Genomic DNA, 17,195 nt, shown 5'->3' with positions numbered 1-17,195 from the left:
GCGACGGGCAGAGGCCGATCCATACTCCGGCACGGCCTGCCCCGGCGGCGAACCCTTTTGCTCAAGCGCGGGTCAAATTCCGGGGGACCCCTCCCCTCAGGCGGTGCCGCCGAACGCCCCGGGGTGGATCTGGTCCCGGGTCGCGCCGTACTGCTGGCGCACCGCGCGCCCGACCGGCAGCTCGTCGCCCGGCTCCAGCACCTGCGCCGCCGCACCCCTCCAGGCCGGGGGAGTACGCGGATCCAGCGTGCCCTGCGAGACACCGAGGGCCCACGCGGCCTGCCGGGCCGCACCCAGCGCCGCGTACTCGGCGGGCTGCGGCACGACGACCTGGGTCCCCAGCACCGCGGGTGCCAGCGCCTGCACGGCCGGCAGCTCGGCCGCTCCGCCCAGCAGGAACACCCGCCGCACCTCCACACCCCGGTCGCGCAGCACGTCCAGCGCGTCGGCCAGCGAGCAGAGCATCCCCTCGAAGGCGGCCCGCGCCAGGTGCTCCGGCTTCATCGACTCGCGCCGCAGCCCGCTCAGCGTCCCCGCGGTGTGCGGCAGATGCGGCGTGCGCTCGCCCTCCAGGTACGGCAGCAGGACGAGCCCGGATGCACCGGGCGTCGACTTGAGGGCCAGCGCGGACAGTTCGTCCAGACCGCCTTCGAGGCCCAGCATCTCGGCGGTGCCACGCAGGGCGCGCACCGCGTTCGACGTGTGGACCACCGGGAGGTGCATCCCGGTCGCGTCGGCGAAGGAGGTGATCATCCCCGTCGGGTCGGCCAGCGCCTCGTGGTGGACGGCCATCACCGAACCGGAGGCCCCCAGCGACACGACGGCATCCCCGACGGCGACGCCCAGACCGAAGGCCGCCGCCATCGTCTCGCCGGTGCCCGCCGAGATCAGCAGCCCCTCCGGTGTCGTCCCGGCGGCGTCGGCCGGGCCGAGGACCTCGGGCAGCGCGGCCTGATGGCCGAGAGCCAGCTCCACGAGATCGGGCCGGTAGGACGCGGAGCCGGCCGACCAGTAGCCGGTTCCCGACGCGGCACCGCGGTCCGTCGTCCGGCGGGCGGGCCGCCCGAGGAGCTGCCACACCAGCCAGTCGTGGGGCTGCAGGACGGCGGCGACGCGCTGTGCGTTCTCCGGCTCGGTCCGCACCATCCAGCGCAGCTTCGCCACCGGCTGCGCGGCCTGCGGTACGGCTCCTACGGCCTCGGCCCAGGGCTGGCGCCCGCCGAGTCCGTCGATCAGGTCGGCCGCGGCGGCCTGCGCCCGCCGGTCGTTGCCGAGCAGCGCCGGACGTACGAGATTGCCCTGGTGGTCCAGCGGCACCAGCCCGTGCTGCTGCGCGGACACACCGATGGCCTGCACGCCTTCGAGCAGCCCTCCTGAGGCCGCCTCACCGAGTGAGAGCAGCCACGCCTGCGGATCCACCTCGGAGGCCTTGGCCTCGATGGGATGCGCGGCGTACCCCTGCCGCAGTACCGCACCGGTGTCCGAGTCGCAGACGACGATGTGCGTGAAGGCGGATGAACTGTCCAAGCCGGCCACTATGCCCATGGACAAGATTCTGCCGCACGCGGGACCGTTCCCGTACCGGGCGGTACCCGGTACGGGAACGGGCCTCAGGTGTTGGTCGTGCCCCAGTCGTCGCTGCCGTTGTGGCCGCTGCGCTCACGCAGCGAGCGCACCCGGTCGGAGACGGACACGGGGACCTTGTCCCCGACCTTCTCGCTCACCGAGTGGTACGCCTTGCCGGCGAAGTCCCGACTGCCGTGCGCGGCGGACTCCGCCGCGTTCCGCACAGCGGGATTCTCGGCCAGCTGCTGCGCCGCCTTCTTCAGCTGCTCGTAACGCTCGCGCCCGGCTCGCGTGCCGAGCACGTAACCGAGGGCCACTCCGGCGATGAACGTGAGCCGGTACCGCATGGCTGCCACCCTTCCTTCGCTCCGTGCGACATGTGCTGCCCGCCTACCCGCAGACACCCGAGATCACCCCGGGAGATACCGATTGGCGGAGCACCCCCCTGCTTGCGCTAATGTATGTGTCGCAGCGAACGCGCGCCGCTCGGCAGCAGCCAGGCAGGTACGATTCGAGGCAACGCAGCAATCCCCTGTAGCTCAATTGGCAGAGCAGCCGGCTGTTAACCGGCAGGTTACTGGTTCGAGTCCAGTCGGGGGAGCGCGATCCCCTGTAGCTCAATTGGCAGAGCATTCGGCTGTTAACCGGAGGGTTACTGGTTCGAGTCCAGTCGGGGGAGCGAACGGAAGAGGGCCCTTCGGGGCCCTTTTTCGTGTGCCCCGCAGAGGTGGTCCGTGACTCTTTCGGGGTGATTCCGCATCGTCTGGAACCGGGCAGCACGCTGCACTGTCTTCATGGTCACGCGAAGCCGACCATCGCCAGCAGGAGATCGTATGACCGGCTATGCTGCGGCAGACGGCGCGTACACGTGTACGCGCCACGCCGTAACGGGGCGGTAGCTCAGCCGGTTAGAGCAGCGGACTCATAATCCGTCGGCCGTGGGTTCGAGTCCCACCCGCCCCACCGAGCATCCCCAGGCAGAATCGTTCTGACCTGGGGAAACGCGTTTTTCGGGGGCGCATTAGGTGTGGCGTTCGCCTCGCAGAGGTGTGGCGGATACGAGTCCTCGCGCATCGAAGATCAGCTCTGAACGGCTTTGACCTGGGATTTTGTAGCGACGCCCCCGTGGGAGCGTCGTGGAGCGGTCCCACGGCTGCCCGGGAAGGTGATGGGGTGCCCTTGCCCCGTCCGGCGCGGGGGAGACTCGTGTACGAGTGCTGTTGTGCCATACGTATCGGCGGGATCGCGTGGCATACTTCGAGTATGGCAACTCGGAAGATCACGATCACAGTGCCGGATGAGCTGGTCGAATCGATCAAGGGGCGGGTGGATGCCCGGGGAGTGTCTGCCTATATCGCGGCAGCTGCGGCGCATCAGGACGCCATGGACCGGCTCCGCGAGCTGACGGGCCGCCTGGAAGCCGAGTACGGCCCGGTTGCGGCCGAGGAAGAGCGGGCGGCGTTGGAGCGCATCGCGGCCATCGATGACTGGCATGACGAGCAGCGCTCGCCCGACGCCGCGGCGTGAGCCGTTCGAAGCGCGCCAGTGTCCCATCTGCGCGTCGGCGCGCCTTCGTTCTCGACTCCCAAGCGTTGTCGATGACAGTCCAGGGCGACCGTCAGGTGATGGCTTTGGTGAAGGCGGCGCCGCGCCTGGACATCGCCGTCGTCACCAGCGCGCTCACCACGCTGGAGGCGTGGCACCCTCAACAAGGTGCGCGCCAAGGGCTGTGGGAGTGGGCGTTGTCCCGGATTGACGTGGAGCACACGGACGACCGGGTGATCTCCCTGGCTCGCGGCATGTTGAAGACCGCTGGGCTGCACGGGCACAAGTACGCCATCGATGCAGTCTTGGCTGCCGTAGCCGTCAGGACTGCGGAGCGCGGCATCGAGGTCACCGTCTTCACCTCGGATGTCGACGACATGGCCAAGTTCCTGGCGGACCATCCCATTCGAGTGGAAAGGGTCTGACCGCAGGCGTCGGCCCCCTCCGCCCCCGGGTATAGCGGGCCGGCCAACTGCGCGTACGGGTTGTTGACGGTTCTCGGCTCGGTACGGACCTGTGCTGCCCTGGCCGTCCGTGCCCCGGGCCGAGCTCTGGCCACGTATGAACTCGCAGCACTCGCCCCAAGCGCCCTGTCGCCCCGCGGCGGAGCAGCTCCAGCATCGCCAGATCGCCTCCGGTCAGTCTTCTGCGCCCGGTATGGGGGACGGCGAGCTGAGACGTCGTAGGCCATCTCGGCGGGGTCGCGTACGGAGTGCCGACTACGCGGCCGGGCACGAGACGTTCTCAGTCGTCAGCGGCCGACGCGTCATTGCAAGGGGCTTCGTGGGCGGTGCGGACGCGGACCAGTAGTGAGCATTTTCAGCGTGGCCACTGATCGGGTGACAATGGCAGGGCGAGGCCCGCAACGGGCAGGGCTCCCGTGCCCTTGAGTTGTGCGGCAGAGGGCTGGGGCTGTTCAGTACTACGGCAATGTGCGGGACCAGCAGATGCCTGGCCGACCACTCGGTGGGTCTTTGGGGGGCGCCCTGGCGGCTTCTGCTGTGGCCCCCAGCAGAAGGACGTTCCGTGAAAGCCCCCCAGGCCAGGGCCACGTGCCGGGCGGTGTCGCGCCCCACGGCGCCGGGGATCATGCCTGGCTCGTCCTGGCCGCGCCGGCCGGTGCACCAGGGGCAGCGGCCGGCGCCGCCCGGCTGACCCGAGCGTGATCCTGCCGCTCGCCGCCTGCCGCCCGCCGCAGGATCACGCCTCGCTCCGAGGAATGTGCACGGCAGGGGAACCTGATCCGAGGTACCGACGTCGAAGGTCGGAAAACGAGAGCCTCACCGCGGGCACGACCGCATTCCCGTGCTGAACGAGGGTGAGGTCACTCGGCAAGGAGGAGGTGCTCCTCTTCTTTGCAGCACCTACTGAGGGGGGACACACATGAGCTGGACCAGGCGATCCGCCGGCTTGCTAGTGGCGGCGGCCATGGTGACGTCAGTAGCCGCGTGTACGGCCGACAGCGGTGGCGGCGGGGCCTCCTGCGTCGCCCAGTACACCTACCAGGACACGACGTACGAAGACGTGGGCAATGTGAAGTTCACCCCCGGGAAGAAGCTCGGAGTCGCCACCGAGCCACCCTGCGAAGACACCGGCGATCAGGGTGGGGGCGAGGAGCCGGCCGGTGTGACGGGGACTGCCTACGAAGTGGAAGGCATCTCTCCCGAGGTCGCCATCGCTGTGGGGGACACACCGGAGACAGCGAAGTTCTTCGCCGTTCCCTCCGGCTCGGAGTTCCCACCCGAGGTGCAGAAGCTGATCGACGGCTCCTGATCTGCATGCGGAGTTCGGTGTGGTCCTAGGCTGACGCCACACCGGGCCCCGCGGCGGACTGGGCAGCCACGTGAAGGCCGTTCGCAGCCTCGCTAGCCGACGTCGGCACGCCCGGCACGCTCACAGCCGCTGTCGCGGGCGTTCGGGTTGCGGATCCGCCACCGGGGCTGCTCGGTGCCTCCGCGCGAAAAAGGTGCCCCGCTCCCTGTTGAGCGGAGCGGGGCACCTTTCAGCGGTCGAATTCCCTCGGAGAGGGCTCAGTTGAGGGCCGCGACCTCGGTGGCCGTCAGGGTGCGCGGGAAGACGTGGACGTCCGCGACGTTGCCGGGGAAGGCGTCGTACGGGGCGGTGGACGAGGCGGAGTTGACGCAGCCGCCGATGGTCAGGGGCAGGCTGGAGTCGTACTGGGGGGCCGTGTTGCGGGTGGAGTCCTGGAGCACGCCGTTCTGGTAGATGCTCATCAGGCCGCTGGTGGAGTCGCCGCTCACCGGTGCCTTGTAGGTCGCGACGATGTGTGCCCAGGTGCCGACCGGTCCGGAGTTGGCGTCACCCTCGACGCTCACCCAGTCGGTGTCGGATTCGTTGGTGGTCGTGGTCTGGAACATCCAGCCCTTGTTGGTGGGGTCGTAGCCGATGTAGAAGGCCTGGTGCTGGGTGGTGCCCTGGCAGATCGCGGTGGCCGCCACCGCCGACTTGATCTTGACCCAGGCCGAGACCGTGTAGTTGCCGTGGGTGTTGACGGCGGCCTGCTTGCTCTTCAGCAGCCCGGTGCTGCCGTTGAAGGAGGCCGAGCCGGTGAGGGTGGTACCGGTGGGCTTGTCGGTGGTCCAGCTCGCGCCGCCGGAGAGGGTGAACGGGTTGAGGCCGGCGGTGTCGGTACCGGCGGTGCTCAGCTTCCACTCGTTCTCGGGCATGCCGGCCGTCCACCCGGTGGGCACGGTGGCGCTGGCCTTGCCGGCCTGGGCGGCGTCCATCGCGTACGGGTAGACGTGGACGTCGGCGACCTTGCCGGGGAAGGCCTTGTACGGCGTGGTCGCGGTGGCCGAGTTGACGCAACCGCCGACGGTCAGGGGCAGGTTGGAGTCGTACTGCGGCGTGAGGTTGGTGGCCCTGCCCTGGTAGCTGCCGTTCTGGTAGAGCGTCATCAGACCGGTGCCGGAGACGCCGCTGACCGGGGCCTTGTAGGTGGCCACCAGGTGCGCCCAGGTGCCCACCGGGCCGGTGCCGGTGCCGCCCTCGGCGGTCACCCAGTCGTTGTTGCCGTCGTTGGTGGTCGTGGTCTGGAACATCCAGCCCTTGTTGGTGGCGTCGTAGCCGAGGTAGAAGGCCTGGTACTGGCTGGTGCCCTGGCAGATCGCGGTGGCCTCCACCGCTGAGTTGATCTTGACCCAGGCCGAGACCGTGTAGTCCTGCGTGGTCTTGACCGCGCTCGCCTTGCTCTTCAGGAACGCGGTGCTGCCGTTGAAGGAGGCGGCTCCGGAGAGGCTGTAGGGCGCGTCGGCGGCCGCGAAGGTGGGCCCGCCGACCGAGGCCAACGGGTTGGTACCGGCCGTGTCGGTGCCGTTGGTCGCGAGCTTCCACGCGTTCTCACCGGCAGGCGTTCCGGGCTGGGTCGACAGCGCCGCCGCATCGAGCTGGATCCGCGGAGTGGTGGTGCCCGAGTAGGTGATGGGCTTGCCCGTGCTCTTCAGGAGCGTCTCCAGCTCGGCCACCGTCTTGGTGGGGAAGGCCTGGTGGAGCACAGCGAACGCGCCCGCGACGTGAGGGGCGGCCATGGAGGTGCCGCTCAGGTTCTCCCAGGCGTTGTCGCGGACCGAGGAAACGATGTCGCTGCCGGGAGCGAAGACGTCCACCAGCGGGCCACGGTTGCTGAAGTAGGAGATTTCGTCCTGCTTGGTGGTGCTGCCCACCGCGATCGCCGACGAGACGCAGGCGGGCGCGGTGACCCCCGTGGCGGAGCCGCCGTTACCGGCAGAGACGACCGTGGCGACGCCGGCGGCGTAGAGCGCGTCGATGGCCGGCTTGCGGATGTCGGTCTGGCAGGCAGCCGTGTACTGGGCGCTTCCCCCGAGGCTCATGTTGGCTGCCACCACGGGCATCCCGGACTGCTTCATGTCCAGAACCATCTCCAGGGCGGAGAGCTGGGCGCTGGGGAAGCTCAGAACGCAGGGTGCGGCATCGAGGCCGCAGTAGGCCTCCGAGTCGATCCGGCTGAAGACCTGGAGGGCGAAGATGCTCGCACCAGGAGCGACACCGGCCGCCGGGGCGTCGGTGACGTTCTTTCCGTTGCCGGCCGCGATACCGGCGACGTGGGTGCCGTGATCACAGTCGAGGGAAGCGCAGGGGCCGGCCTCCGAGTCGGCCGAGCCGGTGCCTTCCTGCTGGTCGGTGCCGTCCGGGCACAGACTGGTGGCGCCGTAGCCGGCGTCGATGGGGGAGAAGCAGGCTTCGGAGGTCACCCGGCCCGTGAGGAAGGGGTGGTGGGTGGCGACGCCGGTGTCCAGGACAGCGACCACGCTGCCTGCGCCGGTCAGGCCGGCTGCCCGGGTCTTGTCACCGCCGATGAGCGGAACGCTCTCTGTCAGCGTCGCGCGCTCCGGCCGGTCCTCGGCCACGCTCACCACGCCTGGCTGGGCGGCCAACTGGTCCAGGTCCGCCTCGTCCACCCGCATGGTGACCACCGGCAACTTGTGCAGCTCGCCCACCACTTCGCCGACCTGGACCGCGTCCGGAAGATCGGCCCTGGTCCGGGTGGTGACGTTCACCCGCACCTTGTGACCATCGGCGACCCGCTCGCGCAGCGCTTTGTCCACCTTCGCGGTCGGCGACGGAGCCGGACCGCTGGAGTCCAGCGGCTCGGCTTGAGCCGGTGCCATGCCGATCGCCACGACCGTCACGGCCATGGCAACCGTGGACCATATGGTTCTTCTCATCTCGCTCCATCTGCAGCGCGGCCCGTCAGGGGCCGCGAGAAAAGCACAGCAATGGCGAAGCCCCCGCCGCGCTGGACGCGGGTGGAGGGCACGCGTCGCGGCATGAACAGGACGCGCCGGGCGTGAGAGCCGTAGAGGTGCGCGGACGGTGCGGAACGCAGGGCCGCGTAAGAAGTCCGTCTCCCTCCCCCAAGGCTTGGATCTTCACCAGACGCACACAGAGGAAACCAGCCTTGAGTGCACGCCGTCAATGAACCGTGATTCTGTGATCCGGAATATCCGGAAAATGCAGCTCATTACGCCCACTTCGGTCACTTAGCCCATCTCGCCCAATTCGCGAGACCGCCCGACTGCGTGGCTGGCGTGTTCCGTGCGGTACGAAATCGGCCGGACACCGCCTCTACCGGGCGCAATGGGAGATGTGTGCCCCCGTGCCGCCGGACTGCGCCATGTCGCCACCCCCGGAAGGTGGCCGAAAAATGGTCGGCCTGAAACGCAGTACCGCAAGTGATCGCTTGAGCACTAGCTTCTTAGCGAATCCAAAAGGATCTTCACATAATACGGACAAACTGGGGGTAGAGAGTGGCTAGGAACAACCGGAGACTCGCGGGCAGAGGGATTGCGGCATTCGCTCTGGCGGCTTCGATCTCGTTCGTCGGCGGCGGGGCGTACGCCGATGGGGGAGGCCTGGACGGACCGCAGGTCTGCCCGCCCGCCACCGGAGACCTGACCGTGAGCACGCTCCCGGCGGGCACGTCGGTGATCAGCTGCCCCGTGGTCGGCCGTGTGGTCACCTTCGGCGGTACCGGCGTGACGGTGCCCGAACCCAACACCGCCGTAGGCGTGGACACGTTGACCACCGACGGCGAGTCGCAGGGCTTCAGCCTGGAGGTGTCGGCCGACGGCGTCGTCTCCTACAACCTGACCGACTCGAGTCCGGACGCGCCCACCGGCATCGACGCCACCGACAGTCTCGGGAACCCCAGCACGACCACGGACGACGTGTCCGACGAGCCGGACAGCGTCGACCCGGATGCGCTCGACTCCTCCTCAGGGGTCGAGCCCGAACTCCCGGACCTGGACTCCCCCAGCGCCACGGGCGCGTGCAGTGACGGCTCCTACTCCACGAACGACCTCAAGGAGTACGGCACCTACAACTGGTACATCGGTGACGGAGGCATGCCGGGCGGTCTCTCCCGCAGCAGCGCCCAGGCCGCCTTCGCCGACGCCGTGAACAACATCACCGGAAGCTACAACAACTGCGGCTACGGCGACTCGGTCTCCGCGAGCTCGCACTACTCGGGCACCACCACCTACGAGGCCGACATCAACAGCAGTTCCTCGTGCACCTCCCGCGACGGTAAGAGCACCTGGGACGCCGGCAACCTCAAGAGCGGTGTCGTCGCCACGACCTGCTGGTGGTCCTGGCCCACCCCGGGAGTCAAGAACGACCTTCGTGAAGCCGACGTCCGGTTCAACACCACCGACTACAACTTCACGAACTCGCCGACCAGTAGCTGCTCGAACCTGTACGACATCCGCTCCGTCGGAACGCACGAGGCCGGGCACGTCTTCGGGATGGGCCACGTCTCCTCGGCTCACTCGAACCTCACGATGACCACCAACTCCATCCGTTGCTCGACGATAGCGAGGACTCTGGGCAAGGGAGACGTTCTCGGCCTTCGCAGCATCTACTGAGCAGGACGCGTCAGTCGAGGAGATGAAGTGAACTGCGCTCGCCGTGCCTCCGGAGTCGCGCTCACGGCGGTCATGCTGATGTCGGTGACCGCGTGTTCCTCGGGCAGCGACAGCGACGGAGGCTCGGCGTCATGTGCCTACCGCGTAGCTTACGAGGGGCGGGTGTACCGGGAAGTCTCGAAGACGGACGGCACGGCAGGGCAGAAGCTCGGCTCCGCGACAGTCCCTCCCTGCGACGAGAACAGCGGTGGTGACAAGGTCGAGCAGGAAGTCGTGACGGTCTACGCGGTCAACGGTGTCTCTTCCGAGATCGCTGTCGCGGTCGGGGACGGTTCCGGCGGGAGAAGGGTTGTCGCCGCGTACTCCGGCATGGAGGTTCCCTCCGAGATCAAGAAGCTGATCGACGACAACTGAGTTCCCGATTCCTTGGGCAGGGCCTTCTGACAGGCCGGGATCACCATCCCGGCCGAAGCTTCACCAGGAGGCCCTGCCTTCGCCTTCGTCCGGCCACTGATCGACGCTGCGGGCTCCCTGGGCGTCGGACATTCTTTAACGGCTCGGTGACGTGAAGATGGATTCGTCGGCCGACCGATGCCGTGCAGGAGTTCAAGGCGACCAGCGGGACAGGAGAGGGCGGCACTCCGGGCGAACCTGCCTCATGTCGAATCCGGGAATCATTGTGAGAACGAATTGACGTGAGAGAGATCGCTCCGGATGTCCCGAAGATGCGGAGGAGGCTTGCCGGTTCTTCTCATCCGCCGTGCATGATCGGTCGTCGTGTTATGCGGGGGTGCCCTGTCGGTCGGTGCCCGGGAAGGGGGGAGCGGTCTTCTCGTGATCGGCATTCGAGGCTGTTGAGGATGGGTGGGCACACCGAGGGAGATCGGCGCGAGATTTCTTTCGCTGGTATGCCGCAATCAAACCGAAAAGCGCTCCCGGAGCGATGAGGACAGCAGTCCACACGGCTATTTTTGGGCCGCCGCCACCCATCGTGATGAGCCAGATTGTCCACGCACTCAGAGCAGTCAGTGCTGCTGCGACTCCCCAGAGAAAAACTCGGACCAAAAGTCGACCTGCTCTGGCCGCGAAACCGATGAATATCGAATTGTCCGGCACCATGAAAGTCCGCCCACCCCTAAGAATCGATACTTCTCAAAGGTAAGGTCCCACCTTCCCGGCAGAGGGCCGGAGTTGAGTGACGTTAGTCACTTCGAATGGCGTGCGATTGAGGCTTGGCGGCCTGCATGGGGGAGAAAAAGGAGTGAGGTTCCCTCCTGTGCCTCCTATGCCTCCGATTCCTCTTACCGAACCTGCGCATGGCCACGGATCCCGCGAGGGGGAAACAGGATTCCCCTCCGGAGCGGAGCCCTCGCGCAGTATGCACGTATCGGGATCGTCCCGCCCGTCCCACCGGGCATCCCCGGGTAGAGTTGTCCTGACCTGGGGAAACCTGTTTTCTGAGGGCATTTTGTGTGTGGCGGACGGCGCACGGAGGCGGGCATTCGTCCTCGACCCCCGAGCGCTGTCCGTGCGGAGGATTTCGGTGGCGAGCGAGGGGACCGTGATGAGCGAACCGATGAAGCCGGAGGTCGAGGTTCCGGAGGGTGATGTGCCCACCGAGCTGACGATCCGGGACCTCGTGGTCGGGGACGGACCCGAGGCGCAACCGGGCAGGGTCGTCCAGGTTCACTACGTGGGGGTCACGTTCGCGTCCGGAAGGGAGTTCGACTCCTCCTGGGAGCGGGACCGGCCCTTCAAGTTCGCTGTGGGCGGTGGCAAAGTCATCAAGGGCTGGGACCGGGGAGTGCGGGGAATGAAGGTCGGCGGCCGACGCGAGATCATCGTTCCCCCGCGTCTCGGCTACGGCAAGCAGTCGCCCTCCACTCTGATCCCGGCGGGCTCGACACTGGTCTTCGTCGTCGACCTGCTCACGGTCGTGGGCGGCCCGCCGGAGCGAGGCCCGGCCTGACCGGCCGGCCGGACCGGGCGCATCCGAGAGGCCCGTCGGTCCACACGTGAGTACGGCATCACGCCGGGAACCTCTCGGCGCGCAGCGGGGACCCGAGCTGAGCGGGGATCACTTCACAGAGGTCGGGGCCCTGTCCGTGGCTGGAGGGGAAGCGTGCTCGGGGCTGCGGGCCGCACCGTGGTGCGGCGCAGGGCAACCCCGCGTCGGCCGGAGTCAGTAGAGCGTCCGCCAAGCGCCGCGCGGCCAGGCCAGTACCGCGAAGACCTGTGCCGCGGCGGCCTGCTCGATGACCTGGGTGGTCCCGCTGTCGTCGAAACGCATCAGGCCGGTGGAGCTGTCCCGTCGCTCGGACCAGATGTGGTCCGCGTAGTCGGCCATCGCCCGCCGGTAGACGGATCCGCCGGTCACCGACTCCAGGAGCAGCAGGTTCTTGAAGAAGATCGAGTTGAAGAAGACGGGCTGGGTGTGCAGCCTGCCCTCGGTCACGTAGTGCGTGTACGCGGCCTCGGCCGTACGCCGGGCCTGGTTCAGGTATGCCCGGTCGTCGGTCGCCCCGTACAGCAGGACGCCTACGCCGACCGGGACGCCCTGGTTGTAGGACCAGATGGTCCGGTCGACCGTGCCCGTCAGGTCGAGGCTGTCGTGGTAGAGGCCCTCGGGGGTCCGCAGATGGGCGTTGGTCCAGTCGTAGAAACGCCTGGAGGACTCCAGGTAGCGGGACCTGCCGGTGATCTGGTGGAGCCGCAGGCCGAGTTGGGCGCCGGGCATGTTGGAGACGGTGTTACGGCTGTGACTCCAGTCGGCCTGGGTCCAGAACACTCCGCCGGGGGCGGGGTGGTCCGGGTCGGTGTCCCAGCCCGACTCGACCAGCGTGAAGATCTCCTTCGCGCGGTGGAGCGCGGCCCGGTCGCCGGTCTGCAGGTGGAGCTGGGCCTTGGCCAGTCCCACCCACTCGTTGTCGTCGTAGAACATGTCGCCACCGCCACCGTGCGGCGCGACCGGGTAGGAGTCGTAGCCGGGGAGGCCGGTGGTGCCGCCCGCCGCGTTCCAGTACAGCTCCTGCGCCCGGGCGCGGACGGCCAGGGCCGGTGCGTAGCGGTGGTCCACGAAGGCCAGGTCGAGGGCGGCCACGTGGACCTGGGAGAGCGGCCATTCGTAGGAGTACGGACGGTCGTCGGGGGCGGCCGGGTACTGCTCGCGTACGAGCCCGGTGCCGTCCGCCGTGTCGAAGTACTCCTTCAGGGCGTCGTAGGTGCTGCGCGCACGCGAGAGGGAGCGGGAAGAGGACGGGGCACCGGCGGGGGCCACTGCGGACGCTTCGGTGGTGGTCGCGGCGGCCAGCGCGGCGAGAGAGGCACCGAGGACCTGACGGCGTGAGGGGGACCAGCGCATACGGGGCTCTCCTGTTCGAGGCGCGGAGTGCGGGACCTGACAACGTTGTCACGAGGGTGCGGAGGCGTCAACGGCCAGGACGGACAAGGGCGGTGAGTGATGTGCATGGCCCCGGCCCGCGCGCCGGTCACCCTCGGCCCGCGCGCCGGTCACCCTCGGCCCGCGCGCCGGTCACCCCGCGGCCCGCGCGCCGGTCACCCCGCGGCCGGGCCCGGTCGGCCGCCCGGTTATCCTGGCCGCCGAACCGGACACGGGGTGCCCCGCAGGGGCTGAGAACACACCCGTCGAACCTGAACCAGTTAGTACTGGCGGAGGGATGTCTTCATGCCGTTGCCGTATACCCCCGACGACCGTGCGGTCGCGAAGCAGGCAGTTCCTGCCCCACGTCCCGCTTTCGGGGGCCGCATGCCCGCAGCCCCCGGCGATCTGCGGATCGAGACGCACGGGATAGCCCCCGTTCCGGAGGACCGGCGTTACGGCCGCGCCGGCAGGCTGTTCACCGTCTGGTTCGCCCCCAACCTCACCATGACGGGTGTCTTCACCGGCACCGTGGGCATCGCCCTGGGCCTGGACTTCGCCACTGCGCTCGTCGCCGTCGTGCTGGGCACGCTCGTGGGGGCGGTGCCCACCGCCTTCCTCGGGACCTGGGGAAGCCGGACCGGGGTCGGTCAACTCCCGCTCGCACGGTTGGCGTTCGGCAGGGGCGTCGTGCTGCCCGGAGCTTTGCAGTGGCTGTCCTCGATCGCCTGGGACGCGCTGATCGGCCTGTTCGGAGGGGACGCGCTGGCCCAGCTGTTCGGCTGGCCCTTCTGGCTCGGCGTGCTGGTCATGATGGCCGCCCAGGGTGCGCTCGGCGTGCTGGGGTACGAGGCGATCCACCGGCTCCAGACGGTGATGACGTTCGCCCTCGCCGCTGCCTTCGCCGTGCTCGCCGTCAAACTGCTGGACGGCGTCCAGCCCACTGCCTCCGGCACCGTGCACGGCGGCGACCGGGCGGGCGCGTTCGTCCTGACGTGCACGATCGCCCTGAGCCTGGCGCTGTCGTGGGCCCCCTACGCCAGCGACTTCAGCCGCTATCTGCCGCCCACCACGTCACGGCCGCGCATGTTCTGGTGCACGCTGCTGGGCATCAGCGTCTCCTTCGTGGCGGTCCAGACGCTCGGCCTGTGGGGCGCGTCCGTCCTCACCGACCAGACCGCGCGCGGGATCGACACCCTTCTGGGCGGGGGAGCGCTCGGGGCGTTCGGTCTGCTCGCCGTGGCGCTCGCCGCGCTGTGCAGCAACGCCATGAACGACTACAGCGGTTCCCTGGCGCTGCAGACGATGGGGGTGCGCCTGCCACGCCCCGTCGCCGCCGCCCTCGCCGCGGCGCTCGGTTTCCCGCTCGTGCTGTGGATGCACGCGGCCGACACCACGGCGCGCTTCCAGAACGTGCTGCTCCTGGTCGGCTACTGGATTCCCGGCTTCGTCGCGATCGTGGCCGTGGACTGGACGGTGCGGGCCAGGGCCCGCGGAGGCGCACCGATCGACCTCGCCGCCGAGAGCGGCCGCGACCGGCCGTGGTGGCCGGCGCTCACCGCCTTCGTGGCCGCCTTTGCCGCGGCGGTGCCGTTCATGAGCACCGGCCTGTACGTGGGCCCGGTGGCGGAGGCCCTGCACGGAGCCGACCTCGCCTATGGGGTGGCGTTCCTCGTGGCCCTGGCGCTCTACGCCCCGCTGCGGCTGCGCCACCGCTCCTGACGGGTTCGCGGCCACCGCTGACGGGGAGCGCGGTCCCAGGCATTCGCGCATGTGGCTGCCCCGGGCGGGCCCCGGAACACGGCCCCGTCCGGATGCCTCCACGTGCTGACGAGGCGTGGAGAGGAGATCGTGGGGCCATGGTCCGCACCGCGGTCGTCCTGGCCGGCCCGACAGCCGAGTTCCGCGCTCCTCCGACGGAGCGCGCACGCCCATCCGGCGGAAGCGGCAGCGGCGGGAGCGGAGGACGCCTGCCGGGGCCGGGAGGCCCTTCGTACGCACGAAGCCCCGGCAGGCTCGGGGAGGCTGCCGGGGCGATCGTCAGAGGGAGAGATGGTCAGTGGTGGCCGTGCGCGGTGTCGGAGGCTCCGCCGAAGAGCCGCGCGACGGCGCGGAAAGGCAGGGTGACGACGGTGGCGATGGCCCCGCCGATGGATCGGAGAACGTCTGCGATCGCCTTCAGCATGTGTTTCCTCCCTCTCGATGCCACCGCGGCGCTGGGAGGCCGCGATGTGCTGTTGACAAGCGCGTGCCCGCTCGTCCCGGGAGGAAACTCATCGCCGTTCACGGGGTCCGTGCACGTCGCCGACGGCGCAGCCGGTACTCCCGGGTGAGGACCACCTGGCGCAGGCACGGGTAGGCGGACGGAACGCCCTGGACACGAGAAGTGAGGAACGCATGGAAATCGGATACAAGCTCGCTGCCGAAGCGTTCGGCCCGGCGGAACTCGTACGGCAGGCGGTCCTCGCAGAGCAGGCGGGCTTCGACTTCGTCGAGATCAGCGATCACTATCACCCCTGGCTCGACAACCAGGGGCATTCACCCTTCGCCTGGACGGTGCTGGGAAGCATCGCGGCCAAGACCTCCAGGATCGGGCTGGCGACCGGTGTCACGTGCCCCACCGTCCGCTACCACCCGGCGATCATCGCTCAGGCGGCGGCAACCCTCGCGCTGCTGTCGGAGGGCCGCTTCGTCCTGGGCGTGGGCTCGGGCGAGCGCCTGAACGAGCACGTCGTCGGGCACGGCTTCCCCGACACGGTCCTCACACGGCACGAGATGCTCAGGGAGGCCCTGGAGATCATCCGGCTGCTCTGGAGCGGTGGATACCGGTCCTACGAGGGCAAGCAACTGCGCCTGGAGGATGCCCGCGTGTTCGACCTTCCCGACGAGCTGCCCCTGATCGCGGTGGCCGCCAGCGGCAAGGTGTCGACACGGATCGCCGCGGAACTGGGCGACGGGCTGTTCGCCACCGAGGACAAGCCGGAGATCGTCCAGGACTACCGTGCCGCGGGTGGTGACGGGCCGCGCTACGCGGAGGTGCCGATGGCCTGGGCCCCCGACGAGCACACCGCGGCGCAGGCCGCCCTGGAGACGTCACGCTGGGCCGTGACCGGGTGGAAGGTCATGAGTGAGCTGCCCAATCCGGTCAACTTCGAGGCGGCGACCACGACGGTCCGCGAGCAGGACATCCTGGAGAAGTTCGCGTGCGGCCCCGACCCCGCCCGCTACACCGAGGTCGCACAGAAGTTCGTCGACGCCGGGTTCGACCGGCTCGTCATGCAGAACGCGGGCCCGGATCCCGATGGCTTCATGGAGTTCTACAGCCGCGACCTCGACGAACGCCTGAGGCGGCTGAGCCCGGACACCGCACACGCCTGAAGCGGGCCGATGCGGGCAGGGCAGGCAGGGCGGGCCGGTCCGTGTCGCGCGATCGGGCCGCCGCCCCGTCGGGCGACAGGTCCGGCGGCCCTGGAGCCGGCCGGCCGCCGGGGACGAAGGACGAGTGCGAAGGAAGGAGGCGAACATGCCAGGCGCAGCGATCTTCGATGTGGACGGCACGCTGACGGACACCAACCACCTGCATGTGGTCGCGTGGTGGGAGGCGTTCCGGCAGGCCGGGCACGCCGTGACCATGGCGGACATCCACCGTGCGATCGGCCTGGGTTCCGGGGATCTGATAGAGCGGCTGCTCGGAGCCCGACGCGACGAGGAACAGGACGCCGCCATCAGCTCCGCACACACGGTGCTCTACGGAACGTACTTCGACCGCCTCCCCGCTTTCGAGGGCGCGGGCGATCTGCTGCGCACCCTGGCCAGGAGCGATTGGCGGGTCGTGCTGGCCACGTCGGCGAGTGGTCCGGAGCTGGAGGCCCTGCGCCGGGCCGTGGACGCGGACGACGCGATCTGGAGAACGGCGAGCTCTGACGACGTCGCCGAGGGCAAGCCCTCCCCGGAACCCGTGAGGCTGGCTTGTGAGCTGGCCGGTGTCGGTCCCGGACAGGCGGTGTTCGTGGGCGACTCCGTGTGGGACATGAAGGCGGCTGCCCGGGCCGGCGTGCGTTCGGTGGCGTTGCTGTCGGGCGGTATTCCCCGCGCCGATCTGGAGCAGGCCGGCGCCGGCCAGGTGTATCAGGACGCGGCCGATCTGCTCGCCCGCCTCCACGACAGCCCCTTCGGGCCGGCGGCCCTCTGACCCGCACGGCGTGCCGGCCGAGCAGCCACCGCCCGGGACGCGACAGGGCGAGTGCCCTGCCGGTGAACCGGGCGGCGGCCGCCGGCGCGGGCGTGCCCTCAGCGTGCCG

Annotated in this window: 14 protein-coding genes, 3 tRNA genes and 1 riboswitch; of the genes, 12 read left to right on the top strand and 5 right to left on the bottom strand. The window is 69.2% G+C overall.

Annotation, left to right across the window (positions count from 1 at the left end; all coding sequences use genetic code 11):
- Positions 1-96: 96 nt before the first annotated feature.
- Positions 97-1,545 carry an FGGY family carbohydrate kinase gene (locus ACFUNE_RS00565; protein WP_383560632.1) on the bottom strand — a complete coding sequence of 483 codons (1,449 nt, stop codon included), beginning with the start codon at positions 1,543-1,545 and terminating at the stop codon, positions 97-99.
- 65 nt (positions 1,546-1,610) lie between these two features.
- Positions 1,611-1,913 carry a YtxH domain-containing protein gene (locus ACFUNE_RS00560; RefSeq protein WP_376368607.1) on the bottom strand — a complete coding sequence of 101 codons (303 nt, stop codon included), beginning with the start codon at positions 1,911-1,913 and terminating at the stop codon, positions 1,611-1,613.
- A 181-nt stretch (positions 1,914-2,094) separates the two neighbouring features.
- On the opposite strand from ACFUNE_RS00560, the gene ACFUNE_RS00555 reads away from it, so the two are divergent.
- From ACFUNE_RS00555 to ACFUNE_RS00530, 6 genes are all read left to right on the top strand, one after another.
- Positions 2,095-2,167 (top strand) — tRNA-Asn (locus ACFUNE_RS00555).
- 5 nt (positions 2,168-2,172) lie between these two features.
- A tRNA-Asn gene (locus ACFUNE_RS00550) sits at positions 2,173-2,245 on the top strand.
- Positions 2,246-2,455: 210 nt separating this feature from the next.
- A tRNA-Ile gene (locus ACFUNE_RS00545) sits at positions 2,456-2,529 on the top strand.
- A gap of 300 nt (positions 2,530-2,829) precedes the next feature.
- Positions 2,830-3,093: a hypothetical protein gene (locus tag ACFUNE_RS00540; RefSeq protein WP_383560630.1), complete on the top strand. Its 264-nt coding sequence runs from the start codon at positions 2,830-2,832 to the stop codon at positions 3,091-3,093.
- Between the two features lie 98 nt (positions 3,094-3,191).
- Complete coding sequence (locus ACFUNE_RS00535; RefSeq protein ID WP_383560627.1) at positions 3,192-3,536, top strand: hypothetical protein; 345 nt, start codon at positions 3,192-3,194, stop codon at positions 3,534-3,536.
- 1,003 nt (positions 3,537-4,539) lie between these two features.
- Positions 4,540-4,884, top strand: a complete 345-nt coding sequence (locus ACFUNE_RS00530) for a DUF6281 family protein (RefSeq protein ID WP_383560625.1) — start codon at positions 4,540-4,542, stop codon at positions 4,882-4,884.
- A gap of 257 nt (positions 4,885-5,141) precedes the next feature.
- Here the strand turns inward: ACFUNE_RS00530 and ACFUNE_RS00525 are convergent, their stop codons facing one another.
- The gene (locus ACFUNE_RS00525; RefSeq protein ID WP_383560622.1) at positions 5,142-7,817 is read right to left on the bottom strand and encodes a LamG-like jellyroll fold domain-containing protein; all 2,676 of its coding nucleotides are present in this window, start codon (positions 7,815-7,817) and stop codon (positions 5,142-5,144) included.
- A 732-nt stretch (positions 7,818-8,549) separates the two neighbouring features.
- Here ACFUNE_RS00525 and ACFUNE_RS00520 point away from each other — a divergent pair.
- The 3 genes from ACFUNE_RS00520 to ACFUNE_RS00510 all read left to right on the top strand — a co-directional run bounded on the left by ACFUNE_RS00520 (position 8,550) and on the right by ACFUNE_RS00510 (position 11,484).
- Complete coding sequence (locus ACFUNE_RS00520; RefSeq protein WP_383560620.1) at positions 8,550-9,515, top strand: matrixin family metalloprotease; 966 nt, start codon at positions 8,550-8,552, stop codon at positions 9,513-9,515.
- Positions 9,516-9,542: 27 nt separating this feature from the next.
- Positions 9,543-9,929 (top strand): DUF6281 family protein, encoded by a 387-nt coding sequence (locus ACFUNE_RS00515; protein WP_383560618.1) that lies wholly within the window; start codon positions 9,543-9,545, stop codon positions 9,927-9,929.
- A 1,150-nt stretch (positions 9,930-11,079) separates the two neighbouring features.
- Positions 11,080-11,484 (top strand): FKBP-type peptidyl-prolyl cis-trans isomerase, encoded by a 405-nt coding sequence (locus ACFUNE_RS00510; RefSeq protein WP_383560615.1) that lies wholly within the window; start codon positions 11,080-11,082, stop codon positions 11,482-11,484.
- 213 nt (positions 11,485-11,697) lie between these two features.
- Here ACFUNE_RS00510 and ACFUNE_RS00505 read toward each other — a convergent pair whose 3' ends face one another.
- Complete coding sequence (locus ACFUNE_RS00505) at positions 11,698-12,876, bottom strand: glycoside hydrolase family 76 protein (RefSeq protein ID WP_383560613.1); 1,179 nt, start codon at positions 12,874-12,876, stop codon at positions 11,698-11,700.
- Positions 12,877-13,117: 241 nt separating this feature from the next.
- A riboswitch (TPP riboswitch) is annotated at positions 13,118-13,210 on the top strand.
- Here ACFUNE_RS00505 and ACFUNE_RS00500 point away from each other — a divergent pair.
- Complete coding sequence (locus ACFUNE_RS00500; protein WP_383560610.1) at positions 13,201-14,616, top strand: purine-cytosine permease family protein; 1,416 nt, start codon at positions 13,201-13,203, stop codon at positions 14,614-14,616. (Overlaps the previous riboswitch by 10 nt.)
- A gap of 334 nt (positions 14,617-14,950) precedes the next feature.
- On the opposite strand, the gene ACFUNE_RS00495 is transcribed toward ACFUNE_RS00500, so the two are convergent.
- Positions 14,951-15,079 carry an LPFR motif small protein gene (locus ACFUNE_RS00495; RefSeq protein WP_267883626.1) on the bottom strand — a complete coding sequence of 43 codons (129 nt, stop codon included), beginning with the start codon at positions 15,077-15,079 and terminating at the stop codon, positions 14,951-14,953.
- Between the two features lie 212 nt (positions 15,080-15,291).
- Here ACFUNE_RS00495 and ACFUNE_RS00490 point away from each other — a divergent pair, with 212 nt between their 5' ends.
- On the top strand, positions 15,292-16,272 hold the full coding sequence (locus ACFUNE_RS00490) for a TIGR03557 family F420-dependent LLM class oxidoreductase (RefSeq protein ID WP_383560608.1): 981 nt from the start codon (positions 15,292-15,294) through the stop codon (positions 16,270-16,272).
- A gap of 145 nt (positions 16,273-16,417) precedes the next feature.
- Positions 16,418-17,086 (top strand): HAD family hydrolase, encoded by a 669-nt coding sequence (locus ACFUNE_RS00485; RefSeq protein ID WP_383560605.1) that lies wholly within the window; start codon positions 16,418-16,420, stop codon positions 17,084-17,086.
- Positions 17,087-17,195: the final 109 nt, after the last annotated feature.

This window comes from Streptomyces sp. NPDC057287, from assembly GCF_042667905.1.
In the GTDB taxonomy this organism is placed as follows: Bacteria; Actinomycetota; Actinomycetes; order Streptomycetales; family Streptomycetaceae; genus Streptomyces.
Note: the sequence above shows the minus strand (reverse complement) of the source record. Positions and strands in the feature narration are given on the sequence as shown.